This window comes from Mesorhizobium sp. M1322 (assembly GCF_040318085.1).
Lineage (GTDB): Bacteria > Pseudomonadota > Alphaproteobacteria > Rhizobiales > Rhizobiaceae > Mesorhizobium.
Window position 1 is genome coordinate 51,879 of the sequence record NZ_JAMYLP010000015.1, and the last position, 15,954, is coordinate 67,832.

Annotated in this window: 9 protein-coding genes, 1 tRNA gene and 1 pseudogene; 8 read left to right on the forward strand and 3 right to left on the reverse strand. The window is 62.3% G+C overall.

Annotated elements, in window-relative coordinates; translation table 11 throughout:
- The first annotated feature begins 29 nt into the window (after nucleotides 1-29).
- The 4 genes from NKH12_RS08580 (at nucleotide 30) to NKH12_RS08595 (ending at nucleotide 4,146) form a co-directional block, all read left to right on the forward strand.
- Nucleotides 30-1,127: a polyamine ABC transporter substrate-binding protein gene (locus NKH12_RS08580; protein ID WP_352952704.1), complete on the forward strand. Its 1,098-nt coding sequence runs from the start codon at nucleotides 30-32 to the stop codon at nucleotides 1,125-1,127.
- Between the two features lie 74 nt (nucleotides 1,128-1,201).
- Nucleotides 1,202-2,341, forward strand: coding sequence for an ABC transporter ATP-binding protein (locus NKH12_RS08585; RefSeq protein WP_352952705.1), 1,140 nt, complete (start codon nucleotides 1,202-1,204; stop codon nucleotides 2,339-2,341).
- An 8-nt stretch (nucleotides 2,342-2,349) separates the two neighbouring features.
- Nucleotides 2,350-3,324, forward strand: a complete 975-nt coding sequence (locus tag NKH12_RS08590; RefSeq protein WP_352952706.1) for an ABC transporter permease subunit — start codon at nucleotides 2,350-2,352, stop codon at nucleotides 3,322-3,324.
- A 3-nt stretch (nucleotides 3,325-3,327) separates the two neighbouring features.
- A complete protein-coding gene (locus tag NKH12_RS08595; RefSeq protein ID WP_352952707.1) occupies nucleotides 3,328-4,146 on the forward strand; it encodes an ABC transporter permease in 819 nt (272 codons plus the stop codon).
- Between the two features lie 69 nt (nucleotides 4,147-4,215).
- On the opposite strand, the gene NKH12_RS08600 is transcribed toward NKH12_RS08595, so the two are convergent.
- On the reverse strand, nucleotides 4,216-6,066 hold the full coding sequence (locus NKH12_RS08600) for an AsmA family protein (RefSeq protein WP_352952708.1): 1,851 nt from the start codon (nucleotides 6,064-6,066) through the stop codon (nucleotides 4,216-4,218).
- 287 nt (nucleotides 6,067-6,353) lie between these two features.
- Between NKH12_RS08600 and NKH12_RS08605 the strand changes: the two genes are divergently transcribed.
- Together NKH12_RS08605 and NKH12_RS08610 are read left to right on the forward strand one after the other, a co-directional pair.
- Nucleotides 6,354-8,336, forward strand: a complete 1,983-nt coding sequence (locus tag NKH12_RS08605; protein WP_352952709.1) for an acetoacetate--CoA ligase — start codon at nucleotides 6,354-6,356, stop codon at nucleotides 8,334-8,336.
- Between the two features lie 186 nt (nucleotides 8,337-8,522).
- Nucleotides 8,523-9,557: pseudogene (locus NKH12_RS08610) on the forward strand (IS110 family RNA-guided transposase); the annotation flags it as partial.
- A gap of 919 nt (nucleotides 9,558-10,476) precedes the next feature.
- Here NKH12_RS08610 and NKH12_RS08615 read toward each other — a convergent pair.
- On the reverse strand, nucleotides 10,477-14,169 hold the full coding sequence (locus NKH12_RS08615) for a PAS domain S-box protein (RefSeq protein WP_352952710.1): 3,693 nt from the start codon (nucleotides 14,167-14,169) through the stop codon (nucleotides 10,477-10,479).
- A gap of 251 nt (nucleotides 14,170-14,420) precedes the next feature.
- Between NKH12_RS08615 and NKH12_RS08620 the strand changes: the two genes are divergently transcribed.
- Both NKH12_RS08620 and NKH12_RS08625 read left to right on the forward strand, forming a co-directional pair.
- Entirely contained in the window at nucleotides 14,421-14,870 is a 450-nt protein-coding gene (locus tag NKH12_RS08620) for a phasin (protein WP_352952711.1), read from the forward strand.
- Nucleotides 14,871-15,293: 423 nt separating this feature from the next.
- Nucleotides 15,294-15,370, forward strand: a tRNA-His gene (locus NKH12_RS08625).
- Between the two features lie 198 nt (nucleotides 15,371-15,568).
- Here the strand turns inward: NKH12_RS08625 and NKH12_RS08630 are convergent.
- On the reverse strand, nucleotides 15,569-15,868 hold the full coding sequence (locus NKH12_RS08630) for a DUF1236 domain-containing protein (RefSeq protein ID WP_352952712.1): 300 nt from the start codon (nucleotides 15,866-15,868) through the stop codon (nucleotides 15,569-15,571).
- Nucleotides 15,869-15,954: the final 86 nt, after the last annotated feature.

A 15,954-nucleotide genomic window follows, 5' to 3' on the forward strand; every position in this document is an offset into this window, starting at 1 on the left:
CGATGGAACACTCATCAAAGGAGACACGCATGACCCGCAAAGCGTTCTGGCTTTCGGCGACCTCGGCATTTCTGACGCTTTTCACCCTCGGCGCTCATGCCCAGGATCGCGTCGTCAACGTCTATAACTGGTCGGATTACATCGACAGCTCGATCATCGAGGATTTCACCAAGGAAACGGGCATCAAGGTCACCTATGATACCTTCGATTCCAACGAACTCCTGGAGACGAAACTGCTTGCCGGCGGCAGCGGCTACGACGTCGTCGTGCCGACCGCCAATTTCCTCGCACGCCAGATCCAGGCAGGTGTGTTCCAGAAGCTCGACAAGTCGAAGCTGCCCAACATTTCCAACATGTGGGACATCGTTTCGGAGCGCACAGCCAAGTACGATCCCGGCAACGAATATTCGATCAACTACATGTGGGGCACGGTCGGCCTCGGCTATAACGTCAAGAAAGTGCAGGAAGCGCTCGGCACCGACAAGATCGATAGCTGGGTCGTGTTCTTCAACCCGGAAAAGCTCGCCAAGCTGAAGGACTGCGGCGTCTATGTCCTCGATTCTCCGAGCGACATCCTCCCGAACGCGTTCAAATATCTGGGCATCGATCCCGAGACCACGTCGCCGGACGATTTCGCCAAGGCGGAAGAACTGATGCTGAAGATCAGGCCTTACATCCGCAAGTTCCACTCGTCGGAATATATCAACGCCCTGGCCAATGGCGACATCTGCCTGGCCGTCGGCTGGTCGGGCGACGTGTTCCAGGCGCGCGACCGTGCGACGGAGGCCAACCGTGGCGTCGAGATCAGCTATTCCGTGCCTAAGGAAGGTGCCGAAATGTGGTTCGACCAGATGGCGATCCCGGCCGACGCGCCGCATGTCGCCGAGGCGCATGAATTCCTGAACTACATGATGAAGCCGGAAGTGATCGCCAAGTCGAGCAACTACGTCTTTTACGCCAACGGCAACAAGGCGTCGCAGCAGTTCATCGACAAGGAGATACTCGAGGATCCGGCGATCTACCCGGACGAGGCGACGCTGGCGAAGCTGTTCACCATCGCCCCCTACGATTCCAAGATCCAGCGTGTCGTCACCCGCACCTGGACCAAGATCGTTACCGGGCAGTAAGCGACAATCAAGACCCCGGCAGGTGCTGCCGGGGTCAAGTCTTCTGGGGATAGAACGCAGGACGGAGTGGGGATATGAAATCGCTTGGCAGCATCCGCAGGGATTTCGCACCGTGGAACGATCCGAACGCCAAGCCATACATCCAGTTCGACAAAGTCACCAAGAAGTTCGGTGACTTCACCGCCGTCAACAATTTGTCGCTGACCATATTCGAGCGCGAGTTTTTTGCCCTGCTCGGGGCGTCGGGCTGTGGAAAATCGACGCTTCTGCGGATGCTCGCCGGCTTCGAGGAGCCGACCGCCGGCCGCATCCTGCTCGATGGCCAGGATCTGCGCGGCATCCCGCCATACCGGCGGCCGGTCAACATGATGTTCCAGTCCTATGCGCTGTTCCCGCATATGACGGTCGAGAACAACATCGCCTTCGGCCTCAAGCAGGACGGCATGCCGAAGCCCGAGATCGCGGCGCGCGTTGGAGAGATGCTGAAGCTGGTCAAGCTCGAGCAGTTCGCCAAGCGCAAGCCGCACCAATTGTCCGGTGGCCAACGCCAGCGCGTGGCGCTTGCCCGCTCGGTCGCCAAGCGGCCGAAGGTCCTGCTGCTCGACGAGCCGTTGGGCGCGCTGGACAAGAAGCTGCGCGAGGAAACGCAATTCGAGCTGATGGATCTGCAGCAGTCACTCGGCCTTACCTTCGTCGTCGTCACCCACGACCAGGAAGAGGCGATGACCATGGCCGACCGTATCGCCATCATCGACAAGGGCGAGGTGATGCAGGTGGCGACGCCGGCGGAAGTCTACGAGGCGCCGGGCTCCCGTTTCGTCGCCGGCTTTGTTGGCAACGTCAACATGTTCGAAGGCAAGATTGCGCATGGCGAGGCCGGCGCGGCAAGCATCGACGCGGGCAACGGCATCACCATCCGGACGGAGAATGCCGGCGATGCCGCCACCGGCGCGCCCGTCGCCTTCGCCATCAGGCCGGAGAAGATCAAGATATCCTCGACGAGACCGGCCGGTGCCGTCAACGCCATCGAGGGCGAGGTCTACGATATCGCCTATCTCGGCGACATGACCGTCTATCACGTCAGGCTGGACGACGGCCACGTGGTGCGCGCCAGCACGATGAACGCGGCCCGCATCACCGAGGATCCGCTGAGCTGGAACGACCGTGCCTGGGTATCGTTCAGGCCGGACGCCGGCGTCGTGCTGACGCGATAGGGGCGGTCATGTCGAATGCCGCTGTCACCGCTGCAACAAGCTCTCGGGCCGCCGCTGCGGGCAAATCCGCCCTGGCCAGACTGGGAGAGGCCTTCGTTGGCCGTCTTGTCATCATCATTCCGTATCTCTGGCTGGTCTTCTTCTTCCTCATTCCGTTCGTCATCGTCTTCAAGATTTCGCTGTCGCAGACGGCGATCGCTATACCGCCCTACACGCCGGTACTTGGCTTCGGCGATGGGCTTTCCGGTTTTTTCGCTCAGCTGAAACAGCTCAGCATCGATAATTACGTGTGGCTGACGCAGGACGCGCTCTACGTCAACGCCTATGTGACGAGCGTCATCGTCGCCGCCATTTCGACGGTGCTGACATTGCTTGTCGGCTACCCGATCGCCTATGGCATGGCCCGCGCGCCGGCGACGCTGCGCCCGACCTTGCTGATGCTGGTTATCCTGCCGTTCTGGACCTCGTTCCTGATCCGCGTCTACGCCTGGATCGGCATCCTCAAGCCCGAGGGGCTGCTCAACCAGCTGCTGCTCGCCACCGGCGTCATCAGCCAGCCGCTGATCATCCTCAACACCTACACCGCGATCTTCATCGGCATCGTCTATTCCTATCTGCCGTTCATGGTGCTGCCGCTTTATTCCGCCCTCGAGAAAATGGATTATTCGCTGATCGAGGCGGCCAAGGACCTCGGCTGCCCGCCGACCAGCGCCTTCTGGAAGATTACCTTTCCGCTGTCGCTGCCCGGCGTCATCGCCGGCTGCCTTCTGGTGTTTATTCCCGCCGTCGGCGAGTTCGTCATTCCCGACCTGCTCGGCGGATCGCAGACCCTGATGATCGGTAAGACGCTGTGGAACGAGTTCTTCGCCAATCGCGACTGGCCGGTGTCGTCGGCCGTCGCCGTCATCCTGCTGTTGCTGCTGATCGTGCCGATCATGCTCTTCCAGCGGGCCCAAGCCCGCGCCCAGGAACAGGATCGGTAGCCCATGAACGCCACCTGGAGCCGCTTCAACATCACTTCGATCGTGCTGGGCTTTGCGTTTCTTTACCTGCCGATCGTCCTGCTCGTCGTCTTTTCCTTCAACGAGTCGAAATTGGTCACCGTCTGGGGCGGCTTCTCGACCAAATGGTACGTCTCGCTGTTCCACAACCAGGGCCTCATGGACGCCACCTGGGTAACGGCCCGCGTCGCCGTCATCTCGGCCACCGTGGCGACCGTGCTCGGCACGCTGGCGGCTCTCACCTTGACGCGCTACACGCGCTTCAAGGGCCGGATGCTGTTTTCCGGCATGGTCTTTGCGCCGCTAGTCATGCCGGAAGTCATCACCGGCCTGTCGCTGCTGCTGCTCTTCGTCGCCGTCGGGCTCGACCGCGGCTTCCTCACCGTCACGCTTGCCCACATCACCCTGACCATGTGCTTCGTCGCCGTCGTCGTGCAGTCGCGCCTGATCACGTTCGACCGCTCGCTGGAAGAGGCGGCGATGGATCTTGGCGCGCCGCCGGTGAAGACCTTCTTCCAGATCACGCTGCCGGTCATCATGCCGGCGATTGTGTCTGGCTGGATGCTGGCGTTCACATTGTCGCTCGACGATCTGGTCATCGCCAGCTTCACCTCAGGGCCCGGCGCCACCACGCTGCCGATGAAGATCTACAGCCAGGTTCGTCTCGGTGTGACGCCGGAGATCAACGCCGCCTGCACCATCCTGATCGCGGTCGTGGCGGTCGGGGTCATCATCGCGTCGCTCGCCAACAAGCGTCGCGAGGTGCAGCGCCAGCGCGACGAGCAGGCCGCGCAGCGCGGGTGACGAAAAGGGGCGGCAGCAGCAAAAGCCGGCAGGAAGCACTTCTGACGACGACCGTAGCAGCCTCGTTGCCTACTCGCCGGAAACCCCGCGGCTTATCGGCGAAATGAACGGCGTGCTCCACGTTCCGCCGACGAAGAACGAAGACTGGTTGGGACCCTGGTTATTTGTCTGCGTGGCTGGCTGGTCCGCCTGAATGATGCCGCCGGACAGCGCCAGCCCGCGCCCGGCATAGGAGGCGATGCCGGAAAGCCAGATCTTGTACTTCGCTGAATTCGCTTCGGCCTTGTCGATCTTCGCCACACCGTTCGAAATGCTCGCCTTGAGTTCGGCCCCGTCGATCGGCAGCGTTCCGTCGGAGACATCGTCGAGCGCGAAGAACCCGCCCTGTTCGTTGTGTTTGAGAAACGCCTCCAGGTTGAACCGGCTCAACGCGCCCTGGCCGAATTTCGCCGAAACCGAGCCGTCGGCGTTTTCGAAAATGGAATCCCAGGTGCTGCCCGGCCCCTTGAGGATGACCGAAACGGTTCCCGTGCCGATCGGCACCAGTCGCGTCATTCCGGCTGCGGTGCCAAAAGCCCCGCCATCGATGTCGGAGGCGAGCAGCCTGATCTCGACCTGCGTGCCTCCCGGCTTGCGGTCGAAACGAAGACTGCTCTGGATGTTGCCGCCAAAGGCCGATGCATCGGAAATATCAAAGACGGCAAGACCGTTCTTGACCTGGGCGGCGGCGGCGACGTCGGCAAGCTGGATGGCGCCTGCGGTGGCCTGCGCTGCCGACAGTCTGAGATCGAGATCGATCCGGTCGGCGACGCTTATGTCGATTTCGCCGGGGCCAGCGCCGTCCGTAGGCGCCAGGGGTGTGAAGGCGGAGAGAAACGACCGCAAGTCGAGCGTCTCGAAGGCGAGCGTACCGGCGATCACCGGCCGCGCCTCGCCAAAGGAAAAGTCCAGCGCACCCATTCCCGGATTATCGTCCAGAGCGATCTCGGTGTTCTCGAATTTAATGCGGCCGGAGGTCGCCGTGACCTTGCTGGAAACGGAAACCGAGCCGATTGCCGCGCCCGGCGCGATGCCGGCCCGCGACCATTCGAGCACGCGCCTGAGTGAGGGTGCGGCAAATTTCGCCTGGCCGTCGAAATAGGCGTTCTCGGACATGCTGGCCACGCCGTCGAAGGAAAAACTGGCAGGGGCCGCCTTGAAGGAAAGCGTCATCGGCGCCGCACCGCCCCCAAACAGCACCAGCGGGTTCGACGATGCGGCATCCACGGCGACGCTTTCGCCACGCCAGATCCCGGTCGCCGACAGCGTCGCATTGCTGTTCATTGCGGCCCAGGTCGCCTGTCCACTCAGGCTGCTCAGTATCTCAGCGTCCTTACCATCGACCGAGGTCACCACGCGGCCGTTCCTGAACTCTATGGTGCCGAACGGATCTGCCGGCAGCTTGCTCAGGTCCGGCTTGGCTGGATTGGCGCTGACCACGGCGCGGGCGATGTCGATGGAACGCGTGATGCGCCCGCCTGAAGGCAGGGCGGGCAGGAAAAGCCCATGCGCTGCGCGTTGAACCCTGATCGTCGGCCGGATCAGCCGTGCCGTCGAGAACACCACGTCGCCACGCAATGCCGCCATGGCCGAGAGATTGACCTCGACCCGTTCCGCCTCGATCACCGGCGGGGCGTCAGTTTCTGTCCATTGCGAAAGCGTCACGTCGGTCAAGATGGCTCGGAAATTCGGCCAGACCTCGATCCGCGGAGCGCCGTCGATGGTGACCCTGAAACCGCTCCACGCACTCATTTCCCAGGCGATGCGGTCGCGCACAATGCGGGTCGAGGCGACGAGCGGCAGGGCGGCAACGGCCAACGCGATGACGAGCACGGCAACGCCGATCGCCCATATTCCGCGCCGGATCAAAGGTGATGACATATCGCCCGTATGCTTCCGTTCCGACCAAAATCGCCCGATGGGTGTAACCCCAGTCGTCACTACGACTTAGGGCTGAGGCATTTCAAGTCTTTATGGCCCGGCGATGGCATTTGCGCACATCCGCGTCGCTCGGCCGAACAAAATCTTGCTCTGCTGCGCCGCGATATGCATAAGCGATCCGTCGCCAAAATGCGCAACCTTTTGGGATAACGACAGGCATAAAAACAAAAGTCTAAAGCGCGTCGCGTGAACTCTTCGAACGTGACGTGCTTCAAGGAGGGACGATCATGGCCGGCGACGCACCGCTCTGGGCACCGACGAAAGACCAGGTCGACGCCGCGCCGATGACTGCCTTCATGCAGGCCGCCGCGGCCGCAACCGGCAAGGATTTCTCCTCTTACGCCGATCTACATCGTTGGTCGATCGACGATCGCGAGGCATTCTGGAACCTGGTCTGGGACTTTTGCGGGATCGTGGGCGACAAGGGGACCGATGGCGGGATCAGTGGCGGCGAGCGCGTGCTTGTCGATGGCGAGAAGATGCCCGGCGCCGTGTTTTTTCCCGACGCGAAGCTGAACTTCGCGGAAAACCTGTTGAAGAAAACCGAGCTCGGTGACGCCATCGTCTTTCGCGGCGAGGACAAGGTCGAGCGCCGGCTCTCCTGGAATGAGTTGCATGCGCTGACCTCGCGGCTGCAGCAGCTTTTCCTGTCGCTCGGGGTGAAAGAGGGCGACCGCATCGCCGCCATGATGCCCAACATGCCGGAGACGGTTGCGGCAATGCTGGCGACAGCCTCAATCGGCGCCGTCTGGTCGTCCTGCTCTCCTGATTTCGGCGAACAGGGCGTGCTGGACCGGTTCGGCCAGATCGAGCCTGTCGTCTTCATCGCGCCCGACGGTTACTGGTACAATGGCAAGGCGATCGAGGTTGCCGACAAGATCGCGACGGTTGCGGCAAAGCTCCCCACCGCCGGCAAAGTGCTGATCGTCGATTATCTCGGCACGTCGACCGATGTGGCGGCGACCATCGAGAAGGCGACTGCGCTGGACGAGGCGCTCTCATCCTTTGCCGCCAAGCCCGTCACCTTCGAACGGTTGCCGTTCGCGCATCCGCTCTACATCCTGTATTCTTCCGGAACGACCGGCATCCCCAAATGCATCGTCCATTCGGCCGGCGGAACGCTGATCCAGCATGTCAAGGAAGAACGGCTCCACGCCGGCCTGCTCGACGGCGACCGCTTCTTTTATTTCACCACCTGCGGCTGGATGATGTGGAACTGGCTAGTGTCCGGCCTGGCGTCGGGCGCAACCCTTCTGCTCTATGACGGGTCGCCCTTTTATCCCGACGGCAACGTGCTGTTCGACTTCGCCGACGCCGAGAAAATGACCTATTTCGGCACCTCGGCCAAATTCATCGATTCCGTGCGCAAGGCCGGCCTCAGACCGATCAAAACGCATGATCTTTCCAGCGTGCGCACGATCTCCTCCACCGGCTCGCCACTGTCGCCCGAGGACTTCCGCTTCGTCTATGACGGCATCAAAAAGGACGTGCATCTCGCCTCGATCTCCGGCGGCACCGATATCGTCTCCTGCTTCCTGCTCGGCGTGCCGACCGAACCGGTATGGACCGGAGAGATACAGGGGCCTGGCCTCGGCCTCGCCGTCGATGTCTGGGACGACGACGGCCACCCGCTCAGGCAGGGGAAGGGTGAGCTCGTCTGCACCAAGGCGTTTCCGGCAATGCCGATCGGCTTCTGGAACGATCCCGAAGGCAAGAAATACCACGCAGCCTATTTCGAGCGCTTCGACAATGTCTGGTGCCACGGGGACTTCGCCGAATGGACCGCTCATGGCGGCCTGATCATCCATGGCCGCTCCGACGCGACGCTCAATCCGGGCGGGGTCCGGATCGGCACGGCGGAGATCTACAATCAGGTCGAGCAGATGCCGGAGATCCTCGAGGCGCTGTGCATCGGCCAGGATTTCGACAACGACGTGCGCGTCGTGCTGTTCGTGCGGCTGGCTGAGGGGGTGCAACTCGACGCGGAGCTGGAAAAACGCATCCGCGCGAAAATCCGCAGCGGCGCGAGCCCCCGCCACGTGCCGGCTAAAATCGTCGCCGTCGCCGACATTCCACGCACCAAATCGGGCAAGATCACCGAACTCGCGGTGCGCGACATGGTGCATGGCCGAGCTGTCAAGAACAAGGAGGCGCTGGCCAATCCCGAAGCGCTCGAGCTGTTCCGAGACCTGCCGGAACTGGCCGATTAGTTAGTCCCTGGAAGTGAGTGAGTTTGACAGGGGATCCATGCCGTAAGCTCAGCCGAAGAGTGCAGCGGAGCAGAATTTTGCGCTGCTACAAGCGCTCTGCTGTCATGGCATGATGGGGTGGACGGCGCCCGACGGCATCGATGTGCCAGAATGAGTTCATTGAGATCTCAAACAAGGGAGCCGTCCGTGGAACAGCTTATCCGCATTGGCATGGATACGTCCAAGAGTGTTTTTCAACTGCATGGAGTCGACGCTTGCGAGCGTCCTGTGTTGGTACGCAAGTTGCAACGGCGGGCGGTAGTCGCGTTTTTCGCCAAGCTTGCGCCGCTACGGATCGGGCTAGAGGCGTGCGGCGGTTCGCACTACTGGGGGCGGACGCTGTCGGCGCTGGGCCATGAAGTGGTGCTGATCGCGCCGCAGCACGTGAGGCCGTATGTGCGGCGCGGCAAACACGACGCGGCTGACGCCGAGGCGATCTGCGAGGCAATGAGCCGGCCCAGGACACGCTTTGTTGGAATCAAGAGCTGCGAGCAGCAGGCGGCGCAGATGCTGTTTGGGGTGCGCGAACAGCTGGTGCGGCGGCGCACGCAGCTTTCCAATGCGATCCGCGGCTATGCCGCCGAGTTCGGATTGGTGGCCGCGCAAGGTCTTGCCCGCATCGAGCCGCTGCTGGCCCGCGTTGCCGGCGATGCGACGGTGCCGGTGTTGGCAAAGGAGCTGCTTGAGACGCTCGGCGAGGAATACCGGCAGGTGTGCGCGCGATATGCTGCGATCGACAAGAAGCTGCTGGCCCATCATCATAAGGACGAGACTGCACAGCGGCTGGCAGAGATGCCCGGCGTCGGGCCGGTCGTGGCGAGCCTGCTCGGGGTCAAGGTCACCGATGCGGCAGCGTTCGGATCGGGACGCGACTTCGCGGCGTGGCTGGGGCTGACGCCGAAGAACCATTCGACCGCCGGCAAGCACCGGCTGGGGGTGATCACGCGGGCCGGCGACGAGATGCTGCGACAGGCCCTGGTGGTGGGCGCGACGGCCCATATCCAACAGGTGCGTCGCGGCCGCGCGAAGGGCTCGCCGTGGCTGGCGGCGCTGCTTGCGCGCAAGCCGCCGAAGCTGGCGGCGGTGGCGCTGGCCAACAAGACCGCGCGCATTGCCTGGAAGATGATGATCACCGGCGAGTCATACCGTTGCGGCCTGGCGGATGGGGTGGCGCCTTCCTCGCCGCCCTCAAGGCCGCTGCGCGCCGCCTGCGGCAGTGACCTGCGGCCAGCCTTGACCGCGGCTCAGCGCGGCGCCGACATGCCCGCATAGGCCCGCAACGGAGAAACACCCAACACAAGCTCTTGCAACGGAAGGAAGATGGGCGTGATCGATCGATCCGTGGCGCGCGAAACTCCGAGGGATCCGTTGGCCAACGGAAACCGCTGACATGACTGGAACGGGCGTCGCGAACCCCACCTTGGCCAGCGGCCGCAAGGACCGCATTCAAAGGCCGGACATATGGACGCAAGCGATCGAAAATACCCCAGAACGACCGTTGCAGGCAGGGCGCCGTCCACATATGGATCCTGGGGTCTGCGCCGCGTCGCTCCGCTCCTTGCTCCGCCCCAGGATGATGAAGCGATGGACGCTTCAGCTAATCCCCAAGACATGAGAACCGTCACGCGTTCAAACGGTAGCCGAGCATGGTTAACGAAATATCTCGCTCGAATTTACCTAGATTTCATGAGTGGTACACATTGGTAAATTTTTCGCGGCGCCGGTAAGGTTTTGTTAAGGGCCGGCATCGATAGTCGTGCGTAACTTGAGGGAGAAATCCCGTTCCTCTAAATCCCCAGAGGATCTGAATTCGCTCAAGCCCCCGTTGTAACAGCAATCCAATCATTCAAGGCGTCCTGTTGGACGCCTTTTCTTTCTTTTGGAGCATCGGACCCAAAAGTGGGCACCGGTTTTGGGAAAATCCTATGCTCAAACAAAAAGATAGAGCACCGGACCCAAAAGTGGGCACCGGTTTTGGGACAATCCGGTGCTCTAACAAAAAGATAGAGCACCGGACCCAAAAGTGGGGACCGGTTTTGGGAAAATCCGATGCTCAAACAAAAGATAGAGCGGCGACACGGACGACTGAAAGTCCGCCGCTCTAATCCGCGAGCACGCGGGTCGACGGGAAAGCGACTTCGACCAGGGTGCCCTCGCCGGGCGTCGAGTTGATGGTGAACCGGGCCCGGTTCGCCTCGACCATGGCCTTGGTCAGCGGCAGCCCGAGACCGGTGCCGTCGCCGCGCCCGCGCTTCAGCGCGTTGATCTGCTTGAACGGCTTGAGCGCCTGCTCGATCTCGGACTGGCTCATGCCGATACCGGTGTCGCGCACGCGCACCACGACGTCGCCGGAGATCTCGTAAGCTGTCGATACGATCACCTGGCCGCCGGCCTGCGTGTAGCGGATGGCATTCGACAGGATGTTCAGCGCGATCTGGCGCACGCTGCGCAGATCGGCCACCACTTCCGGCAGCCGTGAGGCGAAGCTGGAGCGGATGATGACACGTTCGCGGTTGGCTTGCGGCTGCATCATCGCCACCGTCTCGGCCAGCGTGTCGTTGAGCGACACCGCCTCATAGGCCATCTCCTGCTGGCCGGCCTCGATCTTCGAAATGTCGAGCAGGTCGTTGACCAGGTCGAGCACGTGGTTGCCCGACCGGTTGATGTCACGCAGATAGTCGCGGTAGCGGTCATTGGCGACCGGCCCGAATTTCTCGTCGACCATCAGCTCGGAAAACCCGATGATGGCGTTAAGCGGGGTGCGGATCTCGTGGCTTATGCGGGCGAGGAAGTCGGTCTTCTGCGAGGAGGCGCGCTCGGCCACGGCGCGCGCCTGGGTCAGGTCCTCTTCGGCCCGCTTCCACTGGGTGATGTCGCGCACCACCGCGCAGAAGCCGCTGTCGTTGGGCAGGCTGCCGATGGTCATGAACAGCGGAATGAAACGCCCCTGCGCCTCGCGTCCGATCACCTCGCGGCCGTCGTTGAGCACGCTAGCCACGCCGGGCTCGGACAATCCGTCGAGATAGTCTCGCGCGGCGCGCTGGCTTTCGATCGCGAACAGCGAGACGAAGGGCTTGCCGGTCACCTCGTCGCTGTCGAAACCGAACAGCGCTTCCGCCGGTCGGCTGATCGAGCGGATCGTTCCGTCTCGGCCGATCAGCACGACGCCATCGGTCGCGGTGTCGATGATGGTGCGCATCTCGGCGATGCGTGCCTTGAGCTCGGAAGTGTCCGGCTGCGTCTGGTCGTCGGCGCCATGCGGAATAGCTGCTGCCTCGTCGTCGCCGGAACGGCGCACGACCAGCATCAGCGCCTTGCCGCCACGCCACGGCACCGAACGCAGAATGGCCTCGATCGGGAACTCCTGACCGTCATGCGTTTTCAACCGCAATGCGTGATCAGTCCCGTCGGAGGCGCTGTCGTCGTAAGGATCGGCAAACAGCGCGCCGAGGCCACCGGCATCCTCCAGATCGTCGAGCGTGTCATAGCCGGTCAGGCTGAGGAATTCCTCATTCGCATAGTGAAGATCGTCGCCGGAATGGATGAGCAGGGGCACCGGCAGCTTGCCGAGGATCGAGATATCCGGAGCCTTGCTGTCATCTGCGGCCGAAAAAGCCGATGGCACGAAGCCTTCGAGCTTGAGCGGCGGCACCGGCAGGCGCGGCCGCTCGATCGGCGCCGGCTCCACGTCGCCGGCATCGCCGATGTCATCGGCTGACGAACGGGCTTCGTCGTCATCGGGCCGCGCCCAATCCTCGTTGTCTTCTGCGTCACGGAAATCGGCAGCCGTCATGCTGTCGTCGTCTTCGGCGGCGGTCGATCGACTGCCCGTGTCGGTGGGTTCGACTACCTCTTGCGCCGCCTTGTCCGGCTCCGAAACCGGCGCACCGTCGCTATTGTCGGCGACATAGTCCCGGTCGGCATAGTCGAGCAGCGAGCCTGAGATGCCGGACACAGTTGTTTCCGGCTGCTCGCCGTCGAGCCTTGCGACATCCTTCTCGTCTTCGACATCGGTTTCGGTCAGGTCCGCCGCAGCCGGTTCTGCCGGTATTGCAGCATCGGGCTGTTCGGTCGGGGGATTGTCCTTCTTGAGCCGCTCGCCGATCTCACGGAATGCACTGCGTTCCAGCGTCGACAGGCCTTTGTCGTTGGCCGGCTGCCTGTGCTCGGCCAACCGGATCACCTTGTCGGCAAAGCGCCGCTCCGGCTTCGGCACGATGGTCAGCGCCGGCACCTCGCCCTGGAACGGGTCGGTTTCGTCAGGCGCTTTGGCGACTTCCGGCTCGACGGCTGCGGGAGCCTCGGCATTGGGGACAAGCGCCATGCCGATCGCTTCGGGATCGACCACTGCATCGCTGGTGCGGGCAACGCCGAAGCCGCGAAAACCCTCGAAGGCACGGCTGCGGCCGTAGACAGGCAGCGCCGCCAGATCGACGGGTATCTTGAAATCGGTGCCGGCAACCGGCCACAGCACCGAGCGGCCGGACCAGGTGTCGCGTCGGTCGAGCAGGCCGGCGATCTCGCCCGACGCATCGAGGGCGAAGGTGGCCGCGACGTCCCTGAAGCGCCGGCCGATCACATCGGCGGCAGGCTTGCCGACGAGTTCCGCGAATTCCGGCGACAGCGCACTGAACCTGCCTTCGGCGTCGGTGCGCCAGACGAAACGCAGGGGCGCCGCCGCGCGGTCGATCGAGGGGATGGCACGCTCAGTCGGGGAGGCGGCCCTGATGGCATCCTGTGCGGAACTTTCCGCCGAAGCATCCGCCTCGACATGTCCGGACGCATCCGGTTCCCGCTTTTGCGCCTCATCCTCGCTGGCGCTGAAATACCAATGGTCATGCTGTGGAGGCATTCCGCCGCCCGCTTCCGGACCCTGCTCGGTTGAATCAGGCGCGGTTGAATCAGGTCCGGTCGAATCGGGCCCGATGGAATCGGCAATCTCATGCTCAGCCGACACCGAAGTGTCTTCGCCGGCTGTCGGGACTGTCTGCGCTGCCGCATCCGTCTTCACGACTGTTGCCGGCGCGTTGGCCTGTTCTGCTTTTGGCGGGACTGCGGCATCAGCCGCCGCCGTACCGGTAGCGGTTTCCATCCCAGCGCTGCGCTCGCCAGCAGAGGCCTCTTCGGAGTCAAGCTGGTCCTCGTCGATCACCACCAGCAGGTGCCGCTCGTCCGTCAGCCGGGCGAGGCCGGCCGGATAGGAAGTGGTGCCGCCTGGAACGAGGCGTTTGACGATGCGGTCGCTCTCGTGCGCCACATCGGTCACAAGCGCTGCCAGCGTTTCGGGCAGGATGCCGAGCGCCGAAAAACCGTCGGAAGCGGCCTCGATGTTGCCCTTGGCGTCGACGAAGGAGATGTAATGACCGTCTTCGGTAAAGCCGCTGATGGCCCGTGCGGCGATCTCGGCAGCGCTGCGCGAGCCGGTCTGTGCCGCCGGCACCGCTAGCATGATCGCGTTTTCGCCGTCAGGCATTGTCACCGCGCTGGCCAGAAAGCCAACCGCGCGGCTGGTCAGGCCGGTTGCCAGCCGTACCGTGATGGCGCGGTCGCGGCCGATCTGTGGAAAACCGCTTGCCGCCATGATCTGGCGCCTGGCGATCAGCGGCAAGCCTGTCGAGGCGCCGATGATGGCCTCGATGTCGGGGTAGCCGAACTCCGCTGCCCCTGGTCCGTTGGCCCAGATCACCTGTTCGAGGTCTGCCGACAGAAGGGCGATCGCGTCGCCGGCGGCAAAGCGCTGGCGGACCGCGTCGAGCACGGCGACGTCGAGGAAGGAGTAGTTTTCGGACGGCATGCGCTTTGGGAACCCTCACAGAGCGGCAGTTTTCGGTTAACGCTTTGTTAATAAAAGCCGACGGCGCGAAGGTCCACAAGCCATAGCGTGCAACCGCCGGAATCTCTGGGCTCGTGGTTAACGTTGGGAGAGAAATTGTATGGTGCGCTGCAACAAAGATATTGCAATGCACAAAATTTGCCTTTATATTGCCATCATACATGAACGAGACGGCTTTCTGTCGAAGCCGCTGCCGCTGCAAAGGATGGAATATGTCCAGGACCAAGACCGCTGAAAATGTCGAATTCCCGAGCTTCGACGCTTCCAAAGCCACCGACCAGATCCGCGCTTTCGCCGAAAAGGGCGTCGAGCAGTCGAAAGAGGCCTATGCCAAGCTGAAGACCGGCGCCGAAGAGACCCAGAAGGCTCTGGAGTCGACCTTTGAGACCGCCAAGACCGTTTCCAACGACCTGTCGCTCAAGACCATCGCCGCTCTGCGCGCTAATACCGAAGCCGGCTTTTCGCATTTCGAAGCGCTGATCGGCGCCAAGTCGCTGTCGGAGGTCGTTGAACTGCAGACCGCATTCCTGCGTAAGCGCGTCGAGATGACCGTCGAGCAGGCAAAGGATTTCCAGACCGTCGCTTCCAAGGCGGCCGAGGACGTCTCCAAGCCGATCAAGACCGCCTTCGAGAAGGCGATGAGCGAAATCAAGGCCGCCTAATATTTGCGCATATTTCGAAGATGCAACAAAAGGTCGCATTTCTTCGAACAGGATTATGTGAGATATAGTGGCCAAGCGAATACCCGGCGGGTGGAACCTCCTCCCTCTGCTCTCCGGGGTGACCAGCCAGCACCTCCTCCCGCTGGCTCGTAACAGGAAAAGGCCGGCACCTCCTCCCGCCGGCCTTTTTCTTTGCCCGGCGAAATAGGATGTCGATGCCGGAGCGCTCTTTGCTTACAGCGCCGCGCGTCCTCTTGGACGCGCAAAGGACGCTGTAAGACTTTGGATTTTGTGCATGATCCTTTCCGAAAATCGATTCTGATTTTCGGGGTCATGCGCGGCCAAAAGCCTTGAATTAGACTCCGATAGCCCGTATGGACGCATCGCCGAACGACAGAGCGGGCCCGGAGAATGGGCAGACGTGCCGTTGTAGCTCAGATGGTTAGAGCGCCGGATTGTGGATCCGGAGGTCGCTGGTTCGATCCCAGCCAACGGTACCACTACTTTCCTCAATAAATTAAACCTGCTGGCGGATGGGGTAGGATCGGCGATCCGCCAATTGGCCGCTAATCCGTCGGAAAGCGCGCTAGACTCCAAACGCCAAAACGCGCGGTTAGCGCGTCGGCGCTGGCCTTCGTTCCAAACAACAAGCCCGCCGCGCACTTCGGCACGGCGGGCGTCAGTCCAAAGAGCTCGTGTCAGTCGTAGACCTTCACAATCTTGCGCGTACCTGGATCGACCAGGACGGTTCGGCCATCGACGACGACGTAGCGGTATTGAACGTCCGGCACCTCGTAAAGCTCGACTGTATCGGGCAGAGCTGTGCCGATGTTGAGCTCCACGCCGAGAAGGCTGACGGATGCCATCGGTTTCTTTTTCACGTATTCCCGAATCACAGTATCCTGCTCGGGTTGAATGATGACGTCCTGAGCGGCGGCGGCGCTGACGCCAACGAGCAGAAGGATGCCTGTCGCGGCCGAGGAAAGTTGCTTTCTCATATTACCTCCAAGCGAACTCCGCTGTGGCGCTTCATTGCTGCCGCGACGGATTGCTTAGCTTGAACGGTGTGGAGCAAATCTTGTTC

Excerpts from the sequence above, each read along its gene's own strand:
- NKH12_RS08605 (WP_352952709.1), top strand. The coding sequence starts at position 6,354 with ATGGCCGGCGACGCACCGCTCTGGGCACCGACGAAAGACCAGGTCGAC.
- NKH12_RS08580 (WP_352952704.1), top strand. The coding sequence starts at position 30 with ATGACCCGCAAAGCGTTCTGGCTTTCGGCGACCTCGGCATTTCTGACG.
- NKH12_RS08600 (WP_352952708.1), bottom strand. The coding sequence starts at position 6,066 with ATGTCATCACCTTTGATCCGGCGCGGAATATGGGCGATCGGCGTTGCC.
- NKH12_RS08630 (WP_352952712.1), bottom strand. The coding sequence starts at position 15,868 with ATGAGAAAGCAACTTTCCTCGGCCGCGACAGGCATCCTTCTGCTCGTT.
- NKH12_RS08595 (WP_352952707.1), top strand. The coding sequence starts at position 3,328 with ATGAACGCCACCTGGAGCCGCTTCAACATCACTTCGATCGTGCTGGGC.
- NKH12_RS08585 (WP_352952705.1), top strand. The coding sequence starts at position 1,202 with ATGAAATCGCTTGGCAGCATCCGCAGGGATTTCGCACCGTGGAACGAT.
- NKH12_RS08620 (WP_352952711.1), top strand. The coding sequence starts at position 14,421 with ATGTCCAGGACCAAGACCGCTGAAAATGTCGAATTCCCGAGCTTCGAC.
- NKH12_RS08590 (WP_352952706.1), top strand. The coding sequence starts at position 2,350 with ATGTCGAATGCCGCTGTCACCGCTGCAACAAGCTCTCGGGCCGCCGCT.
- NKH12_RS08615 (WP_352952710.1), bottom strand. The coding sequence starts at position 14,169 with ATGCCGTCCGAAAACTACTCCTTCCTCGACGTCGCCGTGCTCGACGCG.